The organism is Paenibacillus massiliensis 2301065 = DSM 16942 (assembly GCF_000377505.1).
Taxonomy (GTDB): Bacteria; Bacillota; Bacilli; order Paenibacillales; family Paenibacillaceae; genus Paenibacillus; species Paenibacillus massiliensis.
Genome location: NZ_KB898186.1, coordinates 332,291 through 357,000 on the forward strand (window position 1 = coordinate 332,291; position 24,710 = coordinate 357,000).

24 protein-coding genes are annotated in these 24,710 nt (G+C 50.4%); 21 read left to right on the forward strand and 3 right to left on the reverse strand.

All coding sequences use genetic code 11. From position 1 onward, the window contains the following. Positions 1-61 precede the first annotated feature (61 nt). The gene (locus D328_RS0105315) at positions 62-1,252 is read right to left on the reverse strand and encodes a glycoside hydrolase family 130 protein (RefSeq protein ID WP_018883929.1); all 1,191 of its coding nucleotides are present in this window, start codon (positions 1,250-1,252) and stop codon (positions 62-64) included. Beyond that, positions 1,249-2,424 (reverse strand): AGE family epimerase/isomerase, encoded by a 1,176-nt coding sequence (locus D328_RS0105320; RefSeq protein ID WP_026281013.1) that lies wholly within the window; start codon positions 2,422-2,424, stop codon positions 1,249-1,251. The genes D328_RS0105315 and D328_RS0105320 overlap by 4 nt, the downstream gene beginning before the upstream one ends. 201 nt (positions 2,425-2,625) lie before the next feature. Between D328_RS0105320 and D328_RS0105325 the strand changes: the two genes are divergently transcribed. From D328_RS0105325 to D328_RS0105405, 18 genes are all read left to right on the forward strand, one after another. After that, complete coding sequence (locus D328_RS0105325; RefSeq protein ID WP_018883931.1) at positions 2,626-3,939, forward strand: ABC transporter substrate-binding protein; 1,314 nt, start codon at positions 2,626-2,628, stop codon at positions 3,937-3,939. Between the two features lie 42 nt (positions 3,940-3,981). Beyond that, positions 3,982-4,863 carry a carbohydrate ABC transporter permease gene (locus tag D328_RS0105330; protein ID WP_018883932.1) on the forward strand — a complete coding sequence of 294 codons (882 nt, stop codon included), beginning with the start codon at positions 3,982-3,984 and terminating at the stop codon, positions 4,861-4,863. 2 nt (positions 4,864-4,865) lie between these two features. After that, on the forward strand, positions 4,866-5,699 hold the full coding sequence (locus D328_RS0105335) for a carbohydrate ABC transporter permease (RefSeq protein ID WP_018883933.1): 834 nt from the start codon (positions 4,866-4,868) through the stop codon (positions 5,697-5,699). A gap of 51 nt (positions 5,700-5,750) precedes the next feature. Continuing rightward, positions 5,751-6,785, forward strand: a complete 1,035-nt coding sequence (locus D328_RS0105340; protein WP_018883934.1) for a glycoside hydrolase family 130 protein — start codon at positions 5,751-5,753, stop codon at positions 6,783-6,785. Between the two features lie 51 nt (positions 6,786-6,836). Next, entirely contained in the window at positions 6,837-7,802 is a 966-nt protein-coding gene (locus D328_RS0105345; protein ID WP_018883935.1) for an acetylxylan esterase, read from the forward strand. Positions 7,803-8,041: 239 nt separating this feature from the next. Then, positions 8,042-8,188: a hypothetical protein gene (locus D328_RS30965; protein ID WP_154658971.1), complete on the forward strand. Its 147-nt coding sequence runs from the start codon at positions 8,042-8,044 to the stop codon at positions 8,186-8,188. A gap of 35 nt (positions 8,189-8,223) precedes the next feature. Beyond that, complete coding sequence (locus D328_RS0105350) at positions 8,224-8,949, forward strand: HEAT repeat domain-containing protein (RefSeq protein ID WP_407667781.1); 726 nt, start codon at positions 8,224-8,226, stop codon at positions 8,947-8,949. A 275-nt stretch (positions 8,950-9,224) separates the two neighbouring features. Beyond that, positions 9,225-9,398 carry an RAxF-45 family protein gene (locus D328_RS31170; protein WP_018883937.1) on the forward strand — a complete coding sequence of 58 codons (174 nt, stop codon included), beginning with the start codon at positions 9,225-9,227 and terminating at the stop codon, positions 9,396-9,398. A gap of 132 nt (positions 9,399-9,530) precedes the next feature. Further along, the gene (abc-f, locus tag D328_RS0105360; protein ID WP_018883938.1) at positions 9,531-11,588 is read left to right on the forward strand and encodes a ribosomal protection-like ABC-F family protein; all 2,058 of its coding nucleotides are present in this window, start codon (positions 9,531-9,533) and stop codon (positions 11,586-11,588) included. Between the two features lie 200 nt (positions 11,589-11,788). Continuing rightward, positions 11,789-12,745, forward strand: coding sequence for a nucleoside hydrolase (locus tag D328_RS0105365; protein ID WP_018883939.1), 957 nt, complete (start codon positions 11,789-11,791; stop codon positions 12,743-12,745). A 185-nt stretch (positions 12,746-12,930) separates the two neighbouring features. Continuing rightward, positions 12,931-13,413, forward strand: coding sequence for a signal peptidase II (gene lspA / locus D328_RS0105370; RefSeq protein ID WP_018883940.1), 483 nt, complete (start codon positions 12,931-12,933; stop codon positions 13,411-13,413). 274 nt (positions 13,414-13,687) lie between these two features. Next, a complete protein-coding gene (locus tag D328_RS0105375; protein ID WP_018883941.1) occupies positions 13,688-14,194 on the forward strand; it encodes a sigma-70 family RNA polymerase sigma factor in 507 nt (168 codons plus the stop codon). Positions 14,195-14,218: 24 nt separating this feature from the next. Next, complete coding sequence (locus D328_RS0105380) at positions 14,219-15,715, forward strand: DUF4179 domain-containing protein (RefSeq protein ID WP_018883942.1); 1,497 nt, start codon at positions 14,219-14,221, stop codon at positions 15,713-15,715. A gap of 93 nt (positions 15,716-15,808) precedes the next feature. Beyond that, positions 15,809-17,533 (forward strand): GAF domain-containing sensor histidine kinase, encoded by a 1,725-nt coding sequence (locus tag D328_RS0105385; RefSeq protein WP_018883943.1) that lies wholly within the window; start codon positions 15,809-15,811, stop codon positions 17,531-17,533. Further along, complete coding sequence (locus D328_RS0105390; protein WP_018883944.1) at positions 17,530-18,231, forward strand: response regulator; 702 nt, start codon at positions 17,530-17,532, stop codon at positions 18,229-18,231. Before D328_RS0105385 ends, D328_RS0105390 begins: the two co-directional genes overlap by 4 nt. 189 nt (positions 18,232-18,420) lie before the next feature. Continuing rightward, positions 18,421-18,972, forward strand: a complete 552-nt coding sequence (locus tag D328_RS0105395) for an NADPH-dependent FMN reductase (protein ID WP_018883945.1) — start codon at positions 18,421-18,423, stop codon at positions 18,970-18,972. 35 nt (positions 18,973-19,007) lie between these two features. Further along, positions 19,008-19,463: a VOC family protein gene (locus D328_RS0105400; protein WP_018883946.1), complete on the forward strand. Its 456-nt coding sequence runs from the start codon at positions 19,008-19,010 to the stop codon at positions 19,461-19,463. Positions 19,464-19,465: 2 nt separating this feature from the next. Next, positions 19,466-20,107, forward strand: a complete 642-nt coding sequence (locus D328_RS0105405) for a VOC family protein (RefSeq protein WP_018883947.1) — start codon at positions 19,466-19,468, stop codon at positions 20,105-20,107. Positions 20,108-20,254: 147 nt separating this feature from the next. Here D328_RS0105405 and D328_RS0105410 read toward each other — a convergent pair whose 3' ends face one another. Then, a complete protein-coding gene (locus D328_RS0105410; RefSeq protein ID WP_018883948.1) occupies positions 20,255-21,256 on the reverse strand; it encodes an acrylyl-CoA reductase family protein in 1,002 nt (333 codons plus the stop codon). Between the two features lie 208 nt (positions 21,257-21,464). Here D328_RS0105410 and D328_RS0105415 point away from each other — a divergent pair, with 208 nt between their 5' ends. The 3 genes from D328_RS0105415 to D328_RS0105425 all read left to right on the forward strand — a co-directional run bounded on the left by D328_RS0105415 (position 21,465) and on the right by D328_RS0105425 (position 24,634). After that, on the forward strand, positions 21,465-22,010 hold the full coding sequence (locus D328_RS0105415; RefSeq protein WP_018883949.1) for a hypothetical protein: 546 nt from the start codon (positions 21,465-21,467) through the stop codon (positions 22,008-22,010). Positions 22,011-22,090: 80 nt separating this feature from the next. Further along, positions 22,091-22,783, forward strand: coding sequence for a hypothetical protein (locus D328_RS0105420; protein ID WP_018883950.1), 693 nt, complete (start codon positions 22,091-22,093; stop codon positions 22,781-22,783). A 441-nt stretch (positions 22,784-23,224) separates the two neighbouring features. Beyond that, positions 23,225-24,634, forward strand: coding sequence for an MATE family efflux transporter (locus D328_RS0105425; RefSeq protein WP_018883951.1), 1,410 nt, complete (start codon positions 23,225-23,227; stop codon positions 24,632-24,634). Positions 24,635-24,710 lie beyond the last annotated feature (76 nt).

Sequence of the window (24,710 nt, forward strand, 5' to 3'; positions counted from 1 at the left end):
TATTTACATCATACATCGTTACCTGCCATGAATAAAGGCATTCATAGCGGAAAATCGTCGCTTAACGCGGGATACCCTCGCTCGTCAGTAGCGCTTCATTGCGTTCGATCAGCTGCCGGCGCTGGGCTGCACTACCAAGAGAACGCAGGGGATCCGCGGGCGTGTTGAAAGTATAGTCGACCAGCTTCTCAACTGTCGTCGTGACGACATGAATGCGGGTATCACTGGAGGCATAGTAGATGAACACTTCATCCCGCTCGTTGACGATGGCTCCGTTACAGAAGACTACATTCGATACGTCCCCTGTACGCTCGTCATCATATGGTGCCAGGAAATGTCCGCCTGGCTTGGCAATGACACGTGCAGGATCATGCAAGTCAGTGGCAAAGGCATAGAGCACATAACGCAGCCCAGCCGCCGTGTTCCGAACCCCATGAGCAATATGAATCCAGCCGCGCTCGCTCTTGATCGGGGCAGGGCCCTGCCCGTTCTTCATTTCGGATATGGTATGGTACAGTCGTTCATCCATCACGATCTCCTGCTCTATGACCGGATTCAGGATGTCCTGACATAATCCGAAGGCGATGCCGCCGCCAGAGCCTGTCGAGATGAAGCCGTCCTGAGGACGAGTGTAGAAGGCGTATTGTCCGTTCACGAATTCGGGGTGAAGCACTACGTTCCGCTGCTGTGGAGAGGGGGTCGACAGATTCGGAAGCCGCTCCCATTGCTTGAGATCCTTCGTTCGGACAAGTGCTGCTTGGGCTACCGCGCTTGACGTGTCGAAGGGCTCTGCAGAAGGGTCCTTACGCTCCGAGCAATAGATGCCATAGATCCAGCCGTCCGCATGCTGTACAAGTCGCATATCATACATGTTCGTCTCTTCCGGATCGATGTCATCCCAGATGAGGGGGGCATCCATGAATCTGAAGCCGTCGACCCCGTTGTCGCTCACGGCGAGTGAGAAGATGGACTTGCGATCCAGTCCCTCTGTACGGACAACAAGCACATATTGTCCCTTGTAGTAGATGGCGCCAGGATTAAAGGCAGCATTGACACCCAGACGTTCCATAAAATGCGGGTTCGTCTCCCGATTCAGATCGAAGCGCCAGTGCAAGGGGACATGATGACGGGTCAGAACGGGGTATTGATAGCGGTCATAGACTCCGTTGTAGAATTCCGTGTTCACTGGATTACGGCGGCTCAGCAGCTCCTCTTGTCTGGCTTGACGAATTGCATATTGCTCGTGGATCATCGCGCACTCATCCTTTCTATAATTTCGATGCACATACGGCTGTTATGATAAGGACACTTCCAGGGCCCGGCAATCTCCAGGCTTGAAGGGGTCCCTGCTGCATCTATAGACCAGTACCATTCACCATGAGGACGTGGGTCAATGAGATGTCCTCTCGTGTATTGCCATAGTTCCTCCACCAGCCTGAGAAAATAGGAATCACCTGTACGCTCAAAGGCATTGAGAAAACCTACCATGCCCTCCGCCTGTACCCACCAGATCCGAGAAAGGTCACGTCTGCTGCCCTCCTGCTCATTGATCAGGGAGCCATCGCTCTGGATGGCACTCTCCGCTACCCTATAGGCCAAGGCGGCAACCATATCTGCATATATTGATTGCTCCAGTCCCAACGTCTTCAGCGTATCGTCGATCAGCCAGCTGGCTTCAATGTCATGCCCGAAGGAAGTCAGGTCCAACAGAGGGTTCCACTGCTTGTCGAAGAACACACCAAGCCGGCGTTCCTCTGGGTCATAGATGCGTTCGTGCATTACAGTGAGCAGCTGCTCCAGTGCTTGGCGTATAGCGGGGTCAGGCCACACACGGTAGAGATTGGTATATGCCTCCAGTACGTGAATATGGGTATTCATTGTGATCTCGGCCATGACGCCATTCTCGCTGAGCATCTCGTTAGGCTGCTCTTGCCAGCCTCGGTCAAATTCCTCGCGATAGGCCTGATTCGTGGCGTCATATCCCTTGCTCTCTATGAGCTGGAAGAGCGCCTGTGCCTCCTGCAGAGCTGCCTTCGAGCCTGTAGCGCGAACATACTCACTTAGAGCGTAGATCGCAAAGGCTTGAGCATAAATATGCTTGCGGGTGTCCGATGGCAGTCCGTCATAGCTGCTCATCCAGTAGATCCCTCCGTATACCCGGTCCAGCAAATGCTGTGTGAGATACAGGTAAGCATGGTCTGCGAGCTCTCTGTGGGCTTGAAGGCCTGTCGTCCGATAAGCAGCGGAGAACGTCCACAACAGGCGTGATGTAGCGATGCCGCCCTTGGGAGCATCGTGATCTGTCTTCAGGTCCACATGTACCTTCCCATAGAAGCCGCCATGACGTTCATCCTTAAGCCTAGACCAGAACGGCAATATATGCTGCGTCCATTCGCTACGAAGCTCGGCTGTCACATCTTGCAGCATGAAGCACCTCCTTGTTTTATATAGTTATCGTTAACTTTACAAGATTATAATAATTAGAGATTATCGAGGTGTCAATTCATTCTGATTAAATAAAAATATATTTATTTATGCAGTAATAATTGACAAGTAAGCGTTACCATTTTAGAATCTAATTCGTAAGCTTAACGATAACTTCGATTGTGGAGAGGGGTCAGGATAATGAAGTGTGTTCAACGAATCATGCCGTTTCTAGCCTTCTTGCTTGTCATCGGATTGCTGGCAGGCTGCTCGGGAAGCCAGGGAGCCGAACAGCCTGAGAGTACCGATCCTCAGGATATGAAGGGTGAGATTACGGTCATTACGCAGCGTACGGATATTGTAGATACGGTGTTCAAGGAATACGCCCAGAAATTCAATGAGCAATATCCGAACGTGAAGGTGAATTTTCAAGCACTCGCAGATTATGAAGGACAGATCAAGATTCGGATGAGTACCGATGATTATGGAGATGTCCTCCTTATTCCTACCAGCATTCCGATTGCTGACATCCCTGATTTCTTCGAGCCCCTTGGCTCATACGATGAAATGAAATCGAAGTATACAGGTATCGAGGAGCGAATGGTGGAGAACAAGGTGTATGGTATTCCGATTGCGATGACCTACTCGGGAGTGATCTATAACAAGAAAGTATTCGAGAACGCGGGAATTACGGAGCTGCCACAGAAGTTCGAGCAATTCCAAGCCGCGCTGCAGCAGGTCAAGGATCGGACAGAGGCTGTACCTTTGTTCACGAATTATGCATCAGGCTGGGCGTTGACCCAATGGGAGGCTGATCTTACCACGGTTGCTGGCGACCCGGACTATGTGAATGTTACGCAGCCGAACAGTGATGATAACTTTGTGCCTGGTCAGCCACATTACCAGCTGTATAAAGTCATGTATGACACCGCCAAGGCTGGTCTCATCGAACGAGATCCCATGACTACCGACTGGGAGCAATCCAAGGCTGACATGGCTCAGGGCAAGATCGCTACGATGATTCTGGGCTCCTGGGCGATTGACCAGATCAAAGGCCTGGCGGATAACCCGGACGACATTGGATTCATGCCGTTCCCTACAGATGCTCCTGAGGTCATCGTGCCATTGGCAGCTGATTATAATCTGGGCGTGAACGTCAATAGCAAGAACAAGGCAGCAGCCAAGGCGTGGGTGGAATGGTTCACGAACGAATCGAACTATGCGACAGAGCAAGCGGGCAGTGTCAGTCCCGTAGTGGGCTCAGAGCTGCCAGCCATTCTGGAGGAGTACGGCAAGACCGGGGTGAAGTTCGAGATGATCACGCCTGCCGATGAAGGACAGGAAGGGCTGGTAGACCAGATTGATAAGGAAGCAGAGATTGGTCTGTGGCAGCCTGATTTCAAGAAGCTTATTATTGAAGCCGCGATCGGCAATCGCAGCGAGTCATTCGACGATATCATGAAGAAGCTGAATGACGATTGGGTGAAGGCACGGGCTAAAGTGATAGCCCAGTAGCATTCAGAGGCTGATTTTAAGAAAGGGCCTTGGAGGTGTGTCATGTTCAAATTTTCTGAATTAAGCTACTCGGCCCAGAGAAGGTTCATTATTGTGTTGTTCTCCCTGGTGCCCATAGCCTTGCTGTTAACCTTTGCCTATCTTCCAGTGTTCAATATGTTCAAATACAGCTTCACCGGTTGGAATGGCTTGCGCAAATCCATGAATTTCGTGGGCCTGGACAATTACAAGACCATCTTCACAGACCCGGATTACTTCGTGGTATTCAAGGTCAGTCTGTATTATTTCGTAGCTACCTTCGTACAGATGGGGCTGGCACTCTACTTTGCCACCATACTCACCTTCAGGACGCGTCTCAAAAATTTCTTCAAAGGCGTATTGTTCTTCCCTTATCTGATGAACGGAGTAGCCATCGGCTTCATCTTCCTCTTCTTCTTCAAGCCAGATGGCACGCTGGATACCTTCCTGCAAGCCGTCGGATTAGGGCAGTATGTACAGCTGTGGCTGGGAAATCCGGATATTATCAATATCTCGCTGGCAGGTACCTCGGTGTGGCGGTATATGGGATTTAATTTCATCATCTTCCTGGGTGCGATCTCCTCGATCTCTAGTGATATCTATGAGGCCTCGGATATTGATGGAGCGAATCGCTGGCATCAGTTCGTGCATATCATTCTGCCCAGCATCAAGCGAATTCTCCAGCTGAATCTGATTCTGGCCATCAGTGGGGCCATCAGTGCCTTTGATATTCCGTACATCATGACGGGAGGTTCCAACGGTAGCAAGACCTTCGTCATTCAGACCGTCGATGTGGCCTTCAAATATGATAAATTCGGGCTGGCCTCAGCCATGGCGGTCGTGCTGCTGCTGATCGTCATCGTCGTCACCTTAATCCAGCGGCTGGCGATCAAGGAGGAGGGATAGAGATGCATAGGCTGAAATACGGGCTTGGGGCTGTGCTCAAATATACTTCATTACTGCTAGGTGTCTTTGTAGCGATTCTGCCGATCCTCGTTGTGTTCTTTGCGTCGCTCAAGACCAAGGAGGAGTATGCATCTACAGGATTGCTGACACCTCCGTCGAATTGGCTGAACCTGAGCAATTACAGTCAGGCCTTTCTGGAAGGAAACATGATGACAGGCTTCATCAATACGACGTTCATTCTGCTGATCTCGATTCTGGGAGCTACCCTGACCGGTTCGATGATTGCCTATGTGCTGAACCGGTTCAAATTCCGTGGCAGTAAGGTGCTCGTAGGCGCCTTCCTGCTGGCCACGCTCATTCCGGGCGTCACCACACAGGTTGCTACCTTCCAGATCATCAAGGGTCTGGGCCTGTTCAATACGCACTGGGCTGCGATTCTCCTGTACTTAGGGACAGACATTATCGCTGTCTATATTTTTCTGCAATTCCTGGACTCCATAGCGGTCGCACTGGATGAATCGGCAATGCTCGATGGCGCCTCCTACTTCACGATTTATTGGAAAATTATACTGCCGCTACTGAAGCCTGCCATCGTAACGGTCATTATCGTCAAGGGAGTCAATATTTACAATGATTTCTATACGCCCTTCCTGTATATGCCGGGATCGGATCTGCAGGTGATCTCCACCGCCTTGTTCAAGTTCAAGGGTCCTTACGGCTCCCAATGGGAGGTCATCAGCGCAGGAGTTATTATCGCCATCATACCGACATTGATTGCCTTCCTCGCTCTGCAAAAATACATCTACAACGGATTCTCGCAGGGCTCTGTGAAGTGATGAAGCTAATATGAGTTCAACTTAAATAGGAATGGAAAGGAGTAGATAAGCATGATTCATCAGACCAAGACGGTCCATATTCTAGGGGAGGAGTTACCCTACATGCCATGGCAGGACAGACCCGAGTCATGTCCGGGTCCGGTATGGAGGCACCGGGATAATCCCGTAATTAAGCGCAATCCAGCGCCCGGCATCGCCCGCATATTCAACAGTGCTGTTATGGCATACGATGGGCGATTTGTAGGTGTCTTTCGCGCAGAGACGGTGAACGGACGTCCGCATCTTCATCTGGGCTGGAGCGATGATGGCTTGAACTGGAGCATCAATGAAGAGCGCATTGAGTTCGTGGACGAGGATGGGCGCCCCTATCAGCCGAATTATGCCTACGATCCACGGCTCGTGAAGGTGGAGGATTCGTACTATATTATCTGGTGCACGGATTTCTATGGAGCTGCGATCGGACTGGCGCGTACGGATGACTTCAACAGCTTTGTGCGGCTGGAGAATCCGTTTCTGCCTTTCAACCGCAATGGCGTGCTATTCCCGAAGAAGATCAACGGCAACTATGTTATGCTGTCCCGTCCAAGTGATAGCGGACATACGCCGTTCGGAGATGTCTTCCTTAGCGAAAGCCCGGATCTCGTCTACTGGGGCAAGCATCGGCATGTCATGAGCAAAGGAGGGCAGGGCTGGTGGCAAGCAGTCAAAATTGGTGGTGGTCCTGCACCGATCGAGACGTCGGAGGGCTGGCTCATGTTCTATCATGGAGTCACGGGTACCTGCAATGGCTTCGTGTACAGCATGGGAGCTGTCATTCTGGATCACGATGAGCCCTCCCGGGTCAAATACCGCTCAGCCAATTACGTGCTTACGCCTGAGGAGTGGTATGAGGAGCGGGGCTTCGTGGATAATGTGGTCTTCCCCTGTGCGACACTACACGATGCCAAGACAGGCCGAATCGCCATCTATTATGGAGCGGCTGACACCTATGTCGGCGTGGCCTACACAACTGTCTCCGATATCGTTGAGTATGTGAAGGCTACGGATGAGGTCGTCTCGGACGATCATGAGCTGGGCAGAATGTAGCGTGGTTAATAGGGGTGTAATGTAGCATGACTGAGAGGGGAGTAATGCAATATGCACACTGATTTGCCGCTTGAGGAATTGAAGCAGTATATGGGCAGCAGCCCACGGCCAGCTGACTTTGATGACTATTGGGAGCGGGCCTTGCATGAGCTGGAGCAGCAATCCATGGAGTATGAGCTGGTTACGGCCGCATTCTCTTCTCCGCTGGCGGATTGCTATCATCTGTATTTCACAGGTGTAGGAGGGGCGAGGGTCCATGCGAAGCTTGTACGTCCCAAAGGCATCAGTGAGGATGCAGCAGGGCCAGCTATGGCAATGTTCCACGGATATGCCTGTGACAGTGGGGATTGGTTCGACAAGGTCTCTTATGCTGCGCATGGCATAACGGTGCTGGCGCTGGATTGTCGGGGACAAGGAGGGTTATCCGAGGATAACCTGATGGTGAAGGGCTCGACGGTCCGGGGTCATATTATTCGGGGGATCGATGATCCAGACCCGGATCGACTGTATTACCGCAACGTATTTCTGGACACGGTGCAGATCGTTCGCATTCTGATGAGCATGCCGGGGGTAGATCCGGATCGGATCGGAGCCTATGGGTGCTCACAGGGAGGTGCTCTGGCCACAGCCTGTGCGGCGCTTGAACCAAGGGTGAAGGCAGCGGTGCCTGTGTATCCTTTCCTGGCTGATTACAGGCGTGCTTGGTCATTGGAGCCTACAACCTCAGCCTACGAGGAGTTGGTCTATTATTTCCGGTTCTTCGATCCTCATCATGAGCGGGAGGAAGCCGTATTCAACAAGCTAGGCTACATTGATATTCAGCATCTAGCGAGTCGAATCAAGGGGCGAGTTCTGTTCGTAACGGGGCTGGTAGATACGATCTGTCCACCCTCCACACAATTTGCCGTCTACAATCGTATTCAAGGGGAGAAGGAGCTACTGGTGTATCATGAATATGGTCATGAGCATCTTCCCTACCTGTCGGACCGTGTGCTGGAGTTTCTTTTGAGACAGTAGGTTCAAGCAGTAGGTGCTACTAGGTGCTACTAGGTGCTACTAGGTGCTACTGTTGATGAAGGATGAAGTAAGTCAGACCTAAGCTCGAAGCTCTGTCATTATGATACAATGGGGCATATGGCATTGGAGGCATGCTCCTCCGCTCAGAAGAAGGTAGGGCTACAGGTGATTCCCAAGTCTGTTCTGCTGAGCTTATATTACTTAATTATTGGATTACACTCATGGAGCAGCCTTGAACGGTGACAACCGGTTTTGGGGTAGCTCCATTATTTTTTTCGCCGAACGACTGGGAATATACATGGCAGGAGGGGCTGCGGTTGAAGGATAAGGTGCTGGAGAAGAAGCACGAGCGTCTGTTGCGGATAACAAGCCTGACACGGATATGATTGGAATCAAGGAGGGGGGATGACAAGTGAGCCTCATGGACGTCTTGAAGGATGGCAATATAGTAGAGGTAGATGCTTCTGAATTAGCAGGAATGACGAATCAGGAGTGGGAACAAAGAGGGCTTCATACCGAGGAATCGCGGCTTCGCCCCCTAAGCAGTGAGGAGATAACAGAAATGGTATCCGTTCTACAGGGGATGACGGGCTTTGAAGAGTTGCTCCCGCTATGGACGAACGATCATTCTGATTACATAGGAGTCTATGCGAGTGGGATTTTGCGGGGCAAGGTGTGCCATATTAGTCATGAAGAGACAGATCTATCACCAGGCTTTCGCAGTGTGGAGACCTTTCTTACTGCCGTTCAGCAGTATCCCGAACAGGATTGGGAAGAATTGACCAAGGATTATCCCACGCGCCAAGAGCTGAGCGAACAAGAGGAAGTGGAGGATATTCAGTGCCTGAGCGGACTACTCCTGCAGATTGAGCGGGAAGAGACAGATGAGGAGGAGCGGTGTATGCTACTCTACTCTGTCATGGCTCTGACTCCGATCTCCCGCTTGGATTCGTTGCTTCCGTATTTGGACGATGAGGATATGTATGTGCAGGAGCGAGCATGTGATGTACTAGGTCATCATCGTTATGTACCGGCCAAGGAGAAGCTTGAAGTAGTGGCGAAGCAGGGGATGCATAACGGCAAGTCTGCAGCCGCTAGGGCATTGTCACGTATTCGACAGCAGGAGTGGCAGGACAGGCAAGCTTAGATTCATCCGTAGGCTCATCAACGAGAGAAACTGAAGTGCTCACCCGTAGAGCTTGATTTCTACAATGCTCACTATAATTCAATCAAGGAATCGGGCTTTAACTGCGATTGTAAGACCCAGCGGTCGTAAGACCCTCCAAGCCCGTAGCAGTGCTTGCGAAGGAAAGATGTTGAGCCTTGTTTTGGATGTTGCTGCGGTGTGGCAGAATATTAGATTGTTCGGGTATAGAAAATGTGTTATATTGAACAATAATTATGAAGAAGGAGGTGAGGTAGGTGAATCACGAGATGGCGAATAACCGTATTAGCCAGCTGCCTATGGCTATGGCTGGCATCGTTCATGCTTTTCCAAACAACGGGAGAAGTCTGTCCATTTTTAACTATACGGTTATGAACTATCGCGAGAAGACGCCTACCTTAACTCGATCGGCTGTCGCAGATATTCTGTAATGGAATGCTGTGGACCATGTGAAAGAGTCGCGGGCTTAGCTCCTGCGGCTCTTTTTCGTGTTGTGTTGCGCTGCAAAGGGTACGGAGAGTAGGGTCTATCGCTTAATACACAAGCCTTAGGGGGACCTTATTATGCATATTGTTAGCGGACAACAACTCATCGCCTATCACGGGGCGAATCTGATATTGAACGGAGTTACTTTTGAAATTCATGAGGGAGAGAAGGTCGGTCTGATCGGTCGCAACGGGAGTGGCAAGACGACCTTGCTGCGCTTGATTGCCAGATTGGGCAAGCCGGATGCGGGCCAGCTCATTCTCAAGAAGGATAGTCGTGTCGGCTATTTACCGCAGATTCCAGTGGAGTATGACGCTCTTACAGTCTATGAGACGCTGGCCTACGAATACCGGCAGTTAATGGAATGCAAAGCGAATATGACGCTACTGGAGCAAGACATGTCCAATCCCGTCATTGCAGAGGATGCTGAATGTCTGGAGCAGCTGTTGAAATCCTATGCGAGCATGCAGGAGCAATTCGAGCACGGCGGCGGCTATGAGATGGATGCACATATTCAGTCGGTGGCAGATGGTCTGCGTATTCCTGTAGCGATGTATGATAGGCCATTCAGCTCCTTATCTGGCGGGGAGAAGACACGAATTGTGCTCGCATCCCAGCTCATAGGCCGTCCTGATCTGCTACTGCTGGATGAACCGACGAACCACCTGGATCTGAAGGGCATTGAATGGCTTGAGCAATTTTTGCGCAGCTACACCGGGGCTGTCCTGGTCGTGTCGCATGATCGGTATTTTCTGGACAGGGTAGCAGGTAAAATGCTGGAGCTGGAGGATGGCGAGGCTCACACGTATCTAAGTAATTATAGTGGGTATGTGAGGGAAAAGGAGGAGCGTCTACTCATCCAGTTCGCCGATTATCAGGAACAGCAGAAGCAGATCAAGAAGATGAAGGAGGCCATCAAGCGCTTCGAAGAGTGGGGGCGCATCGGGGATAATGAGAAATTCTTCAAGAAAGCGGCTTCGATTCGCAAAGCTCTGGAGCGGATGGACAGAATCAAACGCCCTGTACTGGAGCGCCAGAGTGCAGAGTTCGAGCTGAATCCACAGGAACGCTCGGGACGGAGAGTCCTGCAATTTGAAGGAATCGTCAAAGCATACGGAGGCAGGCAGATCCTGCAGGGGGTCGAGGGTGATCTGGAATTCGGTGAGAAGATTGCGTTGCTGGGGGATAATGGATCGGGAAAATCAACCCTACTGCGTATCCTGCTTGGTGAAGAGTCCCCGGACGCCGGCGATGTGACATGGGGGTCTCGTGTGGAATACGGTTACCTTGCGCAGCAGGAGACGCGTGGGGAGGCAACCGGTACTGTCCTGTCCTACTTCCGGCAAGAGGTCGGTATAGAGGAGGGGGAAGCACGCCATATTCTGGCCGCATATATGTTCTATGGTGCGGACGTCTTTCGTTCCGTGAGCACGCTATCTGGCGGAGAATGGAGCCGTCTGCGCCTCGCTCTACTCGTCATGCAGAAACCTAATCTGCTGCTGCTGGATGAGCCGACGAATCATCTGGATATTGATTCCCGCGAGGCTCTGGAGGAAGCGCTGGAGTCTTACGGCGGAACTGTATTAGCCATTTCTCATGACCGATACTTCGTCAATAAGCTGGCTGGTCGTGTGTGGGAGCTGGAGCAAGGACAGATTACGTCCTATCTCGGTAATTTTGACGACTTCCGTGCCAAGAAGCAGGAGCTACAGCGGCTGGAAGCCACCAGCAGTGACGCTGCTGCGCTAATGTCGAGGTCAGGAGCTGGATTACCCTCGGCGGGCGCGTCCTTATCCAAAGCGTCCTCCTCCAAAGCATCCTCCAGCGCTTCATCAGTAGCCACTGCTGGTGCTTCATCCAGCAAAGCGAGGAGTAATGCTACAGGGAAAAGGGAGAAGAAGGCAGATTCAGCAAAGGCCGTCGTGTCTCGTGAGCAGCTGGAGCAGCGGATTGCTGATCTGGAGCAAGCCTTGCACACAGCTGATACGGAGCTGGAAGTGTTGGCTTCAGGTGCGGAGACGGGCGGACCATCAGGTGCCAGTACTGAGGGCAAAAGTCTTCAGCAGCTGTGGGAGGAGCGTGAGCGTCTGCAGCAGGAGCTTGATCAGGTGCTGGAGGCTTGGGTAGAGCTGTAAGAACTGCAAGCTTAGCAGCGGGCGCCAGGGCTCCCCGCTTGCAGCGGCTCTATACTGACATTTGATATAGTTAAGGTAACTAAGGGCTCTGGAACAGTGTTGCCAGGACAGAACGGCACTTGGAGGAAGGAATTGACTTGCAAAGCCTACCTCCAAGTGCTTCAATAAGTAAAGCTTTGAGTTAACGAGGAGGATTACATATGGCAGACCAACGTAAAGTCATTATTGACACGGACACCGCTGGCGATGATACGATTGCCATTCTGACGGCACTGCATTATTTTCAGGTAGAGGGCATTACGATTACGGGCGGGAACGTACAATTTGACCAGGAGGTTGAGAATGCACTGTATACGGTGCAGGTTGCCGGTCATGGTGGCAAGGTTCCTGTGTACAAGGGCTATGAGCGTCCGCTTCTGGCCTATGGTAAGGCGCAGCATCGCACGGTAGAGGATGTGCACGGCGATGACGGCATGGGCGGGGCACATTTTCCCAAGGCTGTGCAGCGTCCAGAGAGTGGACATGCTGTAGATTTTATGATCGACAAGATCCATGCTCATCCAGGAGAAATCTCACTGCTGGCTATTGCACCACTGACCAACATTGCTGCGGCTATCCAGAAGGACCCTACCATTATTCCCGAGATTGCTCACTTGTACATCATGGGCGGTACGAACAATGCACTGGGCAATATTACCCCGGCTGCAGAGTATAACTTCTACGTAGATCCTGAGGCGGCCAAAATTGTCCTGCATTCTGGCATTCCGATCACGATGGTGGGTTGGGAGATGTGTACGCAGTATTCCGTCATGGACGATGATGATCATGCCGAGATTGCGGCGCTTGGCAGTGCGGGTAGTGAATTCTTCATAGCGATCAACAAAGTGGTTATGCAGTTCAACAAATCCGTGCACAAGCTGAATGGAACGACGCATCCCGACACACTGCTGATGGCTGTAGCTGCAGACGAGTCCGCTATGACCAAGTCAGGTCATTACTACGTGGATGTAGAGGCTGCAGGCGAGCTGACGCGCGGCTATAGTGTCGTGGACATTAATGGACGTTTTGGCAAAGAACCTAACGTGCGCGTCTGCGAGGCGATCGACCGACCGAAATTCAAATCCATGCTGCTGGATGTTCTCACGGCTATAAAATAACAAGAGCCCAACCGATTCCGGGAGATACGCCTCAGGGTGCACTTCTGGAGGGGTTGGGTTTTTCTTTTGACCTGTTCTCTTTTGGCTTTCGGCTTTATAGCTATGGTACATTAGTTAGAAAGCGTTACCGTCTGTCCAGATAGGCGTACAGCGGAATAGATTGCTACAGGCAGGAGGAACAACAGATGCTGTTTTATATCATAGCGCTCCTAGTCACGCTGGTTGATCAGGGGACAAAAATAGCCGTGCGGCTGTATATGGAGGTCGGTCAGGTCATACCGCTTGGCGATTCGGGTATGCAGCTCCATCATTACGAGAATAGCGGGATGGCAGGAGGCTTGCTCCAAGGCTACGCACGTCTCTTCGGAGTGATTGCTGTGCTGTTCATTGGTGGTGTGCTCTATTACAGGCGAAAAGGAGAGATTCGCGGCTTCCTTATGGAGTCAGGAGCAGGCTTCATGGTCGGCGGAGCCTTGGGCAATGCGATTGATCGTTTTATGTTCGCCAAGGTTACTGACTTTCTCGTATTTCCATCCGGGCGCGGGATTCTCAATCTGGCCGATGTGGCGATCAACATAGGCGTGGTGCTAATCATATTAGGGATGCTCAAGCATGCCTTCCAGAGCTACCGTGAGAAGCGTCTACGAAATATGCTCCCCAAAGCATAAGAACGGAATAACAGCGAATGAGCTTATTCTCAGAGCCCTTTTCATAAAAAGAAAAAACTAATACATATGGAATACAGGATCATTCAAGTCCTGAATTACCTGCTCGTGTGGGTTATTCATGCAACGGGTGCTCCTTTTTTTATTGTGCACATTCAATCTTTTTGGACACTAGCTCCGTCTAACTTAGGATTCATGAGGACGCTGCATCCGGCGCTACCATCATGACCTTCAAATTCCGAAGCCTACATCATATACAGAAAGGGGGCGGCGAAGGATGGGGGAGCTTGTAAGTGGAGAGGACACAATGGACAGTACAGTGATGAATGAGGAGGCCTTTTTCGAACGCCTCTATGCAGAGCGTCACAAGATGTATGCCATAGCCCTTAGTTATCTGCGAAAGGAAAATGATGCTCTTGAGGTCGTGCAGGAGGCATCCTGCCGGGCCTGGATGAAGCGAGACAAACTAAGAGATGAGCAATTCTTCAGCTCCTGGATTATTCGTATTACCTTGAACTGCTGTGTGGACGAGCTTCGACGCAGGAGGCGTATGCTTCCGGTAGATAACATAGACGAAGGGACTGCGCAGGAGATGAGGAGCAATGACCGAATTGACCTGGAGCGTGCGCTGGAGCACATGAAGCCCAAATATCGACATGTCGTGACGCTGAAATATTATCAGGATCTGACGATTGCCCAGATTGCCCAGGTGCTCAGGAAGCCCGAGGGGACCGTGAAGACCTGGCTGCGGACCGCGCTGAAGCAGCTGCGGGACCATCTGTGAGTATACAAGGGAGGAGTGATGAGTATGTCAGAGCTTGAAGAGCGTCTGCTCCATCAGCGTGCTGGTGAGATCAGGAAGCAGGCAGAGAGCCTGCAAGAAGAGAGGTTGTATGCAGCTATGCGGAATGGAATTAAGCAGGGGCGCCAGCGTGAGCGGAAGCGGGGCTATACACAGGGGATACTCGGGGCCGTGGCAGTCGCTGCTGTAGTATTGCTGGTATTCTCCATGGGAGGGGCTCTGAAGGATAGCAATGTCAACGATAACATTGTCAAAGGCTCGGTTCAAAGTGACAGCACCAGCGTGTGGGATGACTACCAGATTTACCGTCAGGATGATACTCGTCTGAATCCCACTCTAGCACGCGCGCTGGAGCAGAACCTGGTGCAGCCTGTTCGTCAGCGTGCAGAGAATGGGGACTACATCTTGGATGTAGCTGGAGCTGTGACGGATGGCCGTCAGGTATTTGTATTGTTCAGTGTTCAGAATCAATCAGATTCGGAAATGATGATTGGTAATTTCTCGCTTCAATTCGGTGACGTGCAGAACACTTATCCGTACCGAGGGGCTTCTCTCGATTTTGTCGGTGGGGGGGGCAATGGCATACCTCCAGGTGACACGGTGAATTATGTATTTTCGAATAAGCTATCGCCAGCTATTTCCTATGATAGTAATGTCAAGCTGGATGTTACGCTGTCACCGACTTATGGGAACGCGGCTTCCAACCATTCGAATCAGGTCACAAGCAAGTTCGGGCTGGAGGTGGCTTTTGGACTGGATCAGAACATGCTCAAGGAGCAAGAGCATACAGTGACCCCCAATCGGATGCTGAAGGTTGGCGAGCAGCAGATCACAGTGGCACGCATACTGTATACACCGCTGGCTGCGTATGTGGATGTAGAGTACGATCCATTGAACTCCAAGCATATTTTCCAGCTACTTAATCCGGTGCTGGTGAACCAAGGCGAGGCAGGTGAGGAGAAGATATTTTATCCAACCTACATTACGTCCAATAATTCCGAGGTCTATACCGATGGTTCAGCCATCACGTTGGTCTTCAACAAGAGCCGCTACAGTCAGCCCGAATCGGCATCCCTTCGCATGGCTGGTATTGTTGCAGTAGACAAGGAGCGCATGAAGATCGTAGTTGATCTGGAGAAAGGGCAGCTACTGGCTGCGCCGGGCGACGACCTTGAGTTGGTGAAGCCAACAGCAGAGACGGGCTGGGAGGAAGGCCAGATTCTGTTCCGACAGCGACAGCAAGATCCTTATCGGAGTGGCTTTGGGATGTGGCTAGGGAGCAGCTTCACCGACGCACAGGGACAAGTGCATGAACGGGCCTCCAAGACAGCAGAAGGAGGCAGCTTTGGCGGATACATGTCCTCCTCGGATGGGAACAATGTCGATGAGCAAAGCTACTTTTTCGGGCCAGCAGCGAAGAATTATCCACAGCCGCTAACGATACCGGTAGAACGCTACTGGAGTCCGATTCTGGATGCGAAGGCAGTGCAGCTGTATCCTTAGTAACGTTTCCTACGTATGGAAGACAGGTAGGTAGCTGTGCTGGTGGACAGAATGTTAGAATAGCAGGATAGGGCAGTAAAGGAGAGAAGCAAGATGTCAGAGGAAGTCGGATTGCGTGAGATGACTATATTGAAGACCATTGCGGAGACCTTGAACACCTCGAATGATCTGTCAATCATGCTGGACACTGTGCTTGGGAAATTGCTGGATCTCACTGGACTGGCTGCCGGCTGGATCTTCTTCAGTGATGGAAGTCCAGACTACAACTGTGCTATCGACAAGCATCTGCCTCCTGCGCTGCAGATTCGGAATAAAGAGCCGATGAAGCAAGGGACCTGCTGGTGCTTGAACCGCATGTGGGACGGAAGGCTGGATTATGCCGTGAACATCCTGAACTGCAAACGGCTGGAGAATGCGGTGGAGTATCAGTGGGGAGATACATTGGGAATCACGCATCATGCTACGATCCCACTGCGCTCCAGTGATCATGTAATCGGCCTGTTAAATGTGGCAGCACCGGGGAAAGAGAGCTTTAGTGAGAACGAGCTGGCATTACTGCAGTCCGTAGCTTATCAATTGGGCGGTGCTGTCGAGCGTATGCGATTGTATCAAATGGAGCAGCATCGTGCAGAGCAGTACGCGAGGCTTGGTGAGCTCAGTGTGGAGCTGGGCACCATGGTCGATGAGTACAGTAAGGACCCTAGAGGCTGGTCAGAATGGGTCGTTCGGCTTGTCCGGAAATACTTCGGTTGGGCTTTCATTGCTCTGCTACATGAGAAGGATCGCATCTACTCACTTCAGACGGCAGGGGAAGCGGGCAATGTATTCAGATCCACAACCGAGCTGCCTGCTACCATAATAGAGCTACTGGATCGTTCGAAGCAGCCAGGACTGCGTGACGCGAGACATGTCGTGCAGGTGCCTGTGGCCCAGCTTGAGGCGATTGCATCATATACAGGCTATAGCTGGCCCTCGGAACCGACACATCGCCCCGACTGTGGTATGATGATCCAATTACCCTTTAGCCTTCCAGAGGAGAGTGGAAGGCTGTTCATTGGACTGGCTGCCTCGAATCAAGCTTCTACAGCGGATCAGGAGATTATTGAGGTGTTGTCTGAGCACATCGTAGCAGCCTGGGAAAGTCTCCGGCTGGTCGAGCAGCGACGGGAGCTGGCTCGGCTGGAGGAACGGAATCGATTGGCGCGTGATCTACATGATTCGGTGAATCAAATGCTATTCTCGCTGTCACTCACGGCCAAGGGCGTGGAGAGCATGCTGGAACATGACTCTACCCCTCATCCTGCAGTTGAATCTGTGAGGGATATGCGGTTGCTGGCGCAGCAGGCGCTACAGGAGATGAGAGCTCTGATCCTGCAGCTTCGTCCGATAGCGCTGAACTCTGGCCTGCTGGCGGCATTACAGGAATATGGAGCGAGACAGGGGCTTCAGGTACACATGATGAGTGAAGGGCAGGAGCATTTGCCACCTAGTATAGAAGAAGGGCTATGGAGAGTTGGGCAAGAGGCACTCAATAATGTACGTAAGCATGCTGGTGTAGCCAAAGTGAACGTGACATTACGAAACACAGGCCACGAGGTGGAGTTGAGCATCTCCGACCGTGGTCAAGGTGGCGCCAAGCGACGGGGGCGTGAAGTCTCTTCGCGTTCTCTTGGCTTGTCCATTATGAAGGAACGAGTAGAGTCGCTACGCGGGCGCTTTGAGCTGACCAGCTCAGTCCGCAAGGGTACGACAGTCACGGCGATTATCCCGCTGCCACTCTCTGACCATGCCGTTCCACGACAGGAGTGTCGAAGATGACTATACGATTATTGATAGCGGATGATCATGCGATGGTGCGCAAAGGCCTGCAGGTCTTTCTCGCAACTCAACCGGATCTGGAGGTGGTGGGGGAGGCATCCAATGGGCAGGAGGCGCTGGAGCAGGCTGACCTGCTGCGGCCGCATGTCATATTGATGGATCTGCATATGCCTCTGCTCAGTGGCATTGAGACGGCAAGCCGTCTGCGTGTATCGCAGCCAGAGATCAAGGTGATCGTGCTGACCTCGTTCGCGGATCAGGAGCATGTCGTCCCGGCTATACGGGCTGGTGTGAAGGGATATCTACTGAAGGAAATTGAGCCTGACGAGCTGATGCGAGCAATCCGCCGTGTGCATGCAGGACAGGTAGAGCTTCACCCGGCTGCCGCAGAGCAATTAATGCAGGTCATGGCTACGCCCGCTGCTGCTGTGGATTCTGTTCCTCGATCGGGAGAGGAGAGGAAAGAAGTGGCCTCAGCGCAAGGTTTGGAGCAGCTAACCAAGCGGGAACGTGAAGTGCTCGGACTGATTGCACACGGAATGAGTAACAAGGATATCGCGCAGCAATTGATCATTACGGAGAAGACAGTCAAGACACATGTCAGTCATATTTTAGATAAGTTAGAGGTGGCTGATCGCACGCAAGCCGCTATATACGCGGTTAAGAGCGGCTGGATGTCCGACCAGAAGTCGAACTAGTGCATACTCATCTCAGTCTAAAGTCGTAGATAATGCAAGTGAACTCAACCGAAGGGTTGAGTTTTTTTGCGTTGAAAGTTCAGCCTGACTACCGACGATTCAAGCAAAGGAATGGATTAAGATGGGGACAGAGGAAAGGCAGGGGAGCCGGAACCAAGCGATATATTGATTTCATCAGGAGGAATGGTTATGAACATTATGATTTTGAACGGCAGCAATCGACACACCGCCACTAGCACAAGGCTTGGGCAATATGCCGCAGAGCGATTTGCTAATCACGGGCATGAGGTTCATATATTCGATCTCCATGAGCGGCCACTTCCGTGGTACACACCAGATGCAGTTGGGGAGGAGGATGCAAATGTGGCAGAGCTCAAGAAAAGCATGCTCGCCGCGGATGCGATTATCCTGACGACACCGGAATACCACGGTAGTATCAGTGGAGTCCTCAAGAACGCCCTGGATTATCTGGGACAAATGTATATGGGGGGGAAGCCAGTCTTGTCGATCAGCTCAGCCGGAGGTGCAGTCGGAGTGAGTGCTCTCCTGCAGCTACAGGCGATTGTAAGGAATATGCATGGAATTAATGCGCCAGAATGGATCTCGATTGGCGGAATGCAGAGACGACGGTTTGAAGAAGGCTATGATGAATACGAGGGTGGGCAGGAGGTTGAGGATCGGGTTCACCGTGTACTCAGTTCCTTTCTGGCTCTGGCTGATGCAATTGTTACGGTGCATTGAATTTATATATATCTAGCGAAAAAGGAGGCCATACGATGATAGATGGTATTTTTGAGACGCATCTGAATGTGAGAGATCTGGAGAAGTCAGTACACTTTTACAATGACATACTGGGTCTGACACTTGCCTATACGCAACCGGAACGAAATAGGGCGTTTTTCTGGGTCGGCGGCGAGGGGAAGGCTATGCTCGGGCTATGGCAAAAAGAATCGTCACAGGTGTTAAGGCAGCATTTCGCATTTCAGGTCTCATTACAGAATATGCGCAAGGCCGTCTCCTATCTGCAGGAGAAGGGGATACAGACTCATAATTTCCTGAACGATGATAGCGCTGAGCTATATGTATTCGGCTGGATGCCGGCGGTGTCGGTCTATTTCACAGACCCGGATGGTCACACTTTAGAATTTATCTCCATGCTGCCAGATAGACCGAGATCTGATCTGGGTATGGTGCCATGGAATACTTGGGAGCAGCTGCAAGGGAGGGCATAACTATGCATATCGAGCAAGTAAAGCTGTTCACCGCTAAGCTGAATGAGACGCGGCATTTCTATGAGCATACGTTGGGGTTAAAGGTAGTAGAGGAGGATGAGAGCTCCTTCACGGTACAGCTTGGGTCGACCTGCTTGACGCTCGCGGGGAGTGATCCGGAGACAGAGCCCTTCTATCACCTTGCCATGATGATTCCGAACAATCTATTTCAGCAGGCCAAAGTCTGGGCAAGAGAGCGCCTCCAGCTAACGAGGCTTGATGGGGATCAAGATGAAGTGTTCTTTCAGAACTGGAATGCCTATTCTATGTATTTCGATGACCCGGCAGGTAATATTCTGGAGCTCATTGGGCATCCGGATCTTCGTCATAATGTAGACGGGCCGTTCTCAGCACGGCAGCTACTATGGATCTGCGAGGTGGGAATTGTGACTGACGATGTACTCGCTCTCGTCGAGCGACTTCGTGAGGAGCATGGGCTGGAGTGCTGGCGTGAACCGAGTGAATGGTTCTCACCTGTCGGAGACCGATACGGGTTACTTATTGCGGTCAAGCAGGGTCGAATATGGTTCGCATCGGATCGCCCCGCACAGCGCTTCCCACTGGAGCTGACGATTCGAGATATCGGGCCGCTAAGATTCGGATAGAATAAGAAGTATATGGGATAGAACAAAAAGCAAGTAAATCAGGCACAATAAAATAGAAAAAAAGTAGAAAAACCCACTGCATAGGACTTAGAGCAATATAAGTTCTGCACAGTGGGTTAAGTTCGATGGAGTAGTCTCTATAGAGGCTTAGAGGCGGACGAGAGTTCTTCCCGTCGCTTGGCCTTGCAGAATCTTGCTCAATGCCTGCGGCAGCTCGTCCAGAGCGATCTCCTGCTCGACAAGCAGCTCGGTTTGTGGGGGCATCAGGTCAGTGGCCATCCGATTCCATAGCAGCCGTCTTAGTTCAGTCGGGCAGAATACGGAGTCGATCCCAAGCAGGGAGATGCCACGCAGGATGAATGGATGCACGCTCGTCGGTAGTGCTGTTCCACCTGTTAGCCCGCTCACCGCTACAGCCCCGCCATAGGTAATTTTGCTGAGCACAGCAGCAAGTGCATGACCACCTACAGGGTCCACAGCAGCCTGCCATAGCTGCTTGTCCAGCGCTCTGATCTTGTCGCCGTCGTACACATCCTCGCGAGTCAACAGGTGCTTCGCTCCCAGCGATTGTAGATATGAATGCGACGAGGTCTTGCCAGTGCTCGCGCTAACCTCGTAGCCTCTATGAGTCAGCATAGCTATGGCCGTGCTTCCGACCCCTCCGGTAGCCCCTGTCACTAGCACAGGGCCTGCCTCAGGTCTCATGCCATGCTGCTCCAGCTTGTGAATGGATAGTGCAGCTGTGAAGCCAGCAGTACCGAAGATCATAGCGTCCCGTAGTGACAGACCCTCCGGTAAAGGTACAACCCATTCCTTAGGTACACGCACATATTCACTGAACCCACCATATTGAGACACTCCCAGCCCGTACCCGGTCACCAGCACGGCTTGTCCTTCACGGAATTGGTCATCGGTGGAGGATACAACGGTACCGGAGCAGTCGATCCCTGGTACGAACGGATAGGACTTGACGATCCCGCCATTGGCTTTGCTGGCCAGGCCGTCTTTATAGTTGACGCTGGAGTAAGAGACGCGGATCAGTATGTCGCCTTGTGGCAGCTGATCTTGAGTCAGGGTTCCCACATGCGCAGTAACCTCTGCATCTGCCCCTGTCTGGTCAACTACCAGCGCTCGAAAAGAATCTGTCATTTGAGAAATCTCCTCTCTCTGCACAATAGTCTTAGTCACTTACATTTATAAAGGAAAACAGAGCTCAGGTCAAAGAGCTATGTCACAAAGCCCTAACATAATTTTTTAACCTCAAATGAAGCACCTGTTCAAGTAATCTAGGGACTGCATTGAGAGGACAAATATTCCGTTATATAATAAAAGAACCAAAAAAAGGGGGATATGGATTGTGATCATAGTTTTAAGAAAACGTATTGCCTTTGTTCTGACACTGTTGCTGGTGTTACTGGTGGGTTGTGATACAGACTATGAGGTGTCTCAAAATAATTATCGCTCCAATCTTGACACAGGCAACCTTAATATTGCGTTGGTTGGAGATAAAGGAATTAAAAATATCGAGGGAGTAAACTTTGTGGAGACAAATCTCCAGAGCTTAGTACAGGAGAAGCATACGACGTATGATGGGATACTCATCTATAGAAATAGCTTTCAAGAAGCTATTAAAATGGAGTACAAAGATTTCTTCAGGGAAACTGAAGTACCCATTTTTTTTATTGATGCAGAGGACATTTTAGTAGCTAGCTTTCGTGAAAAGGTCTATTCATTGGAAAAAGCAAAAATCAGTTGGTCAGGGGCATATGCTGCGGGATTTTTAAGCACAGAAGATGGGTATAATGAATGGTCTCTTCATTTGCCGAATCAGCCTACGAAGGTAGATAAAGAAGAAAAAATTATTATGAGGATAATTGATATAATAAATAAAAATAAACAATAAATACATTATTATAATAAAAATGTTTACATTATCCATGTAATTTACTATTATAATTGTATAAAAATAGTAGGAGGAGTTATATGGAAAAGAAAACAAAATTTCTAGAGTTGTTGTTTGTGTTTACCTTAGTTATTGGGTTGACTCTTTCTTTCTCTGTCCCATCCTATGCTCAAAATAGTTCTGAGGAAGTAAATGATATTCAAAGTCAGGGTGTTATTGATCTTAATAATCTTGATGAGCTCGGTGATAATGTAACTGTAAAAGATGTTAGTTATGAAGAGGCAATGTTTAGTATAGCAGAGTTGCAAGGAATTTCCGTAGAGGAAGCCAAAAGTTTATACCCTGATAAAACAGCACAGAAATTACATAAAGATTCAGATATTCAACTGGCCAACTCATGGATTACGGAGATTAGTATTACGCAAAACGTTACAAGTGTATATAAACCTGTCTTGAAAATATATGCTTATTACTATAGTTCGGGCTCTTTTAGACAATTCCAAGAGTTGGTTAGCGTCCAGCTTGATCGAACTTCTACAGCTATACATTTCTTGACAAAACAGTTTGAGGGAAGTATTGAAGCAGAAATTAACTCTCGAAATGAAACGCAGATGTGGTGGCTCGTTAATGGTGACTTTTATGACAATGGTACGACCACGTTTTCAGGAAGTATTGAAGCAGGAGGCCTCGTTTGGAAAGGGACTGGTAGTATACAATATGCGACCAATCATTATGAATACTATTATAAGTCGGGAACTTATTCCTTGTATTAAAGTCCAATATAATAATTAGACACCATAAAACAGCGATCTTTTCTCGACATTTACTGAGGGAAGGTCGCTGTTTTATGGAATCTCTGGGCATTATCAATAATTATTTATTTCTGTATACCAGGTTAAAATACGTACTTTGGCCAATCTCCCGGAAGGGAGGTGATGCCTGTGGAAGTTTATCAAGCCCTGTCCATTCATGTTCGGCATGTTCATTGTTGCGTTTCTGAACGATCTGAAAATGAAATAGACCGCCCTCTGTAAAAATTCATTCTCTGCTTCTATGTATCCTTCTTCATAACCTTAGATAATCAGGCCCGATGAAGGTGATAAATGGATTCTTTCAATTCGTTTCAATATATTTTCGAAAAATGGGATGTATTTTCAGGAAGACTGTGCTAACATACGGTTGGCTTATGAATTTACGCGAAGAAAGGTGACATCATGACCGCGAAAGCAGCACAGTCTGGATCGGCAACGTCCGGCTCCAACCAGCTTAATATTGTTCATTTGACGTGGCCGATTTTTCTGGAACTATTCTTATTTATGCTGATGGGAAGCGTGGATACCTTCATGCTCAGCTCGGTATCGGATAATGCCGTATCGGGTGTAGGTGCTTCCAATCAGATTCTGTCTATTGCCATTCTTATTCTCGAAGTGATTGGTCATGGCGCAGCTATTGTCGTGGCTCAATATATTGGCTCCAAAAAACTACTGGAGGCCGCGCGGGTCACAGGTACAGCTATCACGCTGAACCTGATCGTCGGTCTGATCCTGAGTGTGATCTTCCTCGTCTTCGGCACACACATGCTGCAGCTGCTGAATGTGCAGGGCGAGATTCTGGTGTATGCCAAATCCTACATGAGTATTGTTGGTGGAGCGATCTTCCTGCAGGCACTTATTAATGCTTTGGCTGCGACCATTCGTACTTATGGCTTCACAAAGGAAACGATGTACATCTCCGTCTTCATGAACGTCATCCATGTGGTCGGTAACTATATTCTGATCTTTGGTCATTTTGGTGCGCCTGCACTGGGTGTGGAAGGTGCTGCTATTTCGACTGTAGGTAGCCGATTCATCAGTCTGTTGATCTTCTTCTGGCTGCTGTATCGAGTGACACCGGTTCGTATTCAAATAGAGCACTACCTGAAGCTGTCGAAGGATTACATTGTGAAGATTCTCCAGATCGGAATTCCATCTGCCATGGAATCCATCATGTATCAGTGTTGCCAGCTTGTGTTCACATTGTACGTGACCTACCTCGGAGCTGAGGCGATGGCGACACGTCAATATGCCGTGAACATCTCCAGCTATATCTATCTGTTCAGCATGGCCGTAGGCATGGGTACAGCGATTATCGTCGGCAGACTGGTTGGTGCCAGACAGCCGGATTCCGCGTACACTCGCGTACTGACAAGTGTGAAGTGGGCCCTGGTGGTCACACTGGCTATTGATGCGCTGGTCATCTTGTTCCGTGTACCGCTCATGGGGATCTTCACCACGAATGAAGAAATCATTCGCTTGGGCGCACAGGTGCTGCTGCTCAGTATTATTCTGGAGAGCGGACGTACGACGAATATTGTCATCATCAACTCCCTTCGGGCGGCCGGCGATGCCAGGTTCCCGGTATACATGGGCATCTTGTCCATGGTCTGCATGAGTTTACCGCTTGGCTACCTGCTTGTATTCCAGCTTGATATGGGATTGGCAGGGATCTGGCTCGCGATTGCCGCAGATGAATGGACCCGTGCAATCATTATGTACTTCCGCTGGAAGAGTCGCCTATGGGAGAAGCATGCGTTGGTCGAGCCGGAAAAAGAAGAACCCGTACCTGCTCCAGCCGCAGCTCTGTAAGGGCTAGGTAAATAGAACAGTTCACAACCTTGAGTAGCGGTATGCTACGATGAGACAAGGTGTGAGCTGTTTTTTT

Excerpts from the sequence above, each read along its gene's own strand:
- D328_RS0105420 (WP_018883950.1), top strand. The coding sequence starts at position 22,091 with ATGGAAAAGAAAACAAAATTTCTAGAGTTGTTGTTTGTGTTTACCTTA.
- D328_RS0105335 (WP_018883933.1), top strand. The coding sequence starts at position 4,866 with ATGCATAGGCTGAAATACGGGCTTGGGGCTGTGCTCAAATATACTTCA.
- D328_RS0105325 (WP_018883931.1), top strand. The coding sequence starts at position 2,626 with ATGAAGTGTGTTCAACGAATCATGCCGTTTCTAGCCTTCTTGCTTGTC.
- D328_RS0105350 (WP_407667781.1), top strand. The coding sequence starts at position 8,224 with ATGGACGTCTTGAAGGATGGCAATATAGTAGAGGTAGATGCTTCTGAA.
- D328_RS0105340 (WP_018883934.1), top strand. The coding sequence starts at position 5,751 with ATGATTCATCAGACCAAGACGGTCCATATTCTAGGGGAGGAGTTACCC.
- D328_RS0105380 (WP_018883942.1), top strand. The coding sequence starts at position 14,219 with ATGTCAGAGCTTGAAGAGCGTCTGCTCCATCAGCGTGCTGGTGAGATC.
- abc-f (WP_018883938.1), top strand. The coding sequence starts at position 9,531 with ATGCATATTGTTAGCGGACAACAACTCATCGCCTATCACGGGGCGAAT.
- D328_RS0105425 (WP_018883951.1), top strand. The coding sequence starts at position 23,225 with ATGACCGCGAAAGCAGCACAGTCTGGATCGGCAACGTCCGGCTCCAAC.
- D328_RS0105390 (WP_018883944.1), top strand. The coding sequence starts at position 17,530 with ATGACTATACGATTATTGATAGCGGATGATCATGCGATGGTGCGCAAA.
- D328_RS0105395 (WP_018883945.1), top strand. The coding sequence starts at position 18,421 with ATGAACATTATGATTTTGAACGGCAGCAATCGACACACCGCCACTAGC.
- D328_RS0105385 (WP_018883943.1), top strand. The coding sequence starts at position 15,809 with ATGTCAGAGGAAGTCGGATTGCGTGAGATGACTATATTGAAGACCATT.
- D328_RS0105365 (WP_018883939.1), top strand. The coding sequence starts at position 11,789 with ATGGCAGACCAACGTAAAGTCATTATTGACACGGACACCGCTGGCGAT.
- D328_RS0105405 (WP_018883947.1), top strand. The coding sequence starts at position 19,466 with ATGCATATCGAGCAAGTAAAGCTGTTCACCGCTAAGCTGAATGAGACG.
- D328_RS0105345 (WP_018883935.1), top strand. The coding sequence starts at position 6,837 with ATGCACACTGATTTGCCGCTTGAGGAATTGAAGCAGTATATGGGCAGC.
- D328_RS0105410 (WP_018883948.1), bottom strand. The coding sequence starts at position 21,256 with ATGACAGATTCTTTTCGAGCGCTGGTAGTTGACCAGACAGGGGCAGAT.
- D328_RS0105330 (WP_018883932.1), top strand. The coding sequence starts at position 3,982 with ATGTTCAAATTTTCTGAATTAAGCTACTCGGCCCAGAGAAGGTTCATT.
- D328_RS0105375 (WP_018883941.1), top strand. The coding sequence starts at position 13,688 with ATGGGGGAGCTTGTAAGTGGAGAGGACACAATGGACAGTACAGTGATG.
- lspA (WP_018883940.1), top strand. The coding sequence starts at position 12,931 with ATGCTGTTTTATATCATAGCGCTCCTAGTCACGCTGGTTGATCAGGGG.
- D328_RS0105400 (WP_018883946.1), top strand. The coding sequence starts at position 19,008 with ATGATAGATGGTATTTTTGAGACGCATCTGAATGTGAGAGATCTGGAG.
- D328_RS0105315 (WP_018883929.1), bottom strand. The coding sequence starts at position 1,252 with ATGATCCACGAGCAATATGCAATTCGTCAAGCCAGACAAGAGGAGCTG.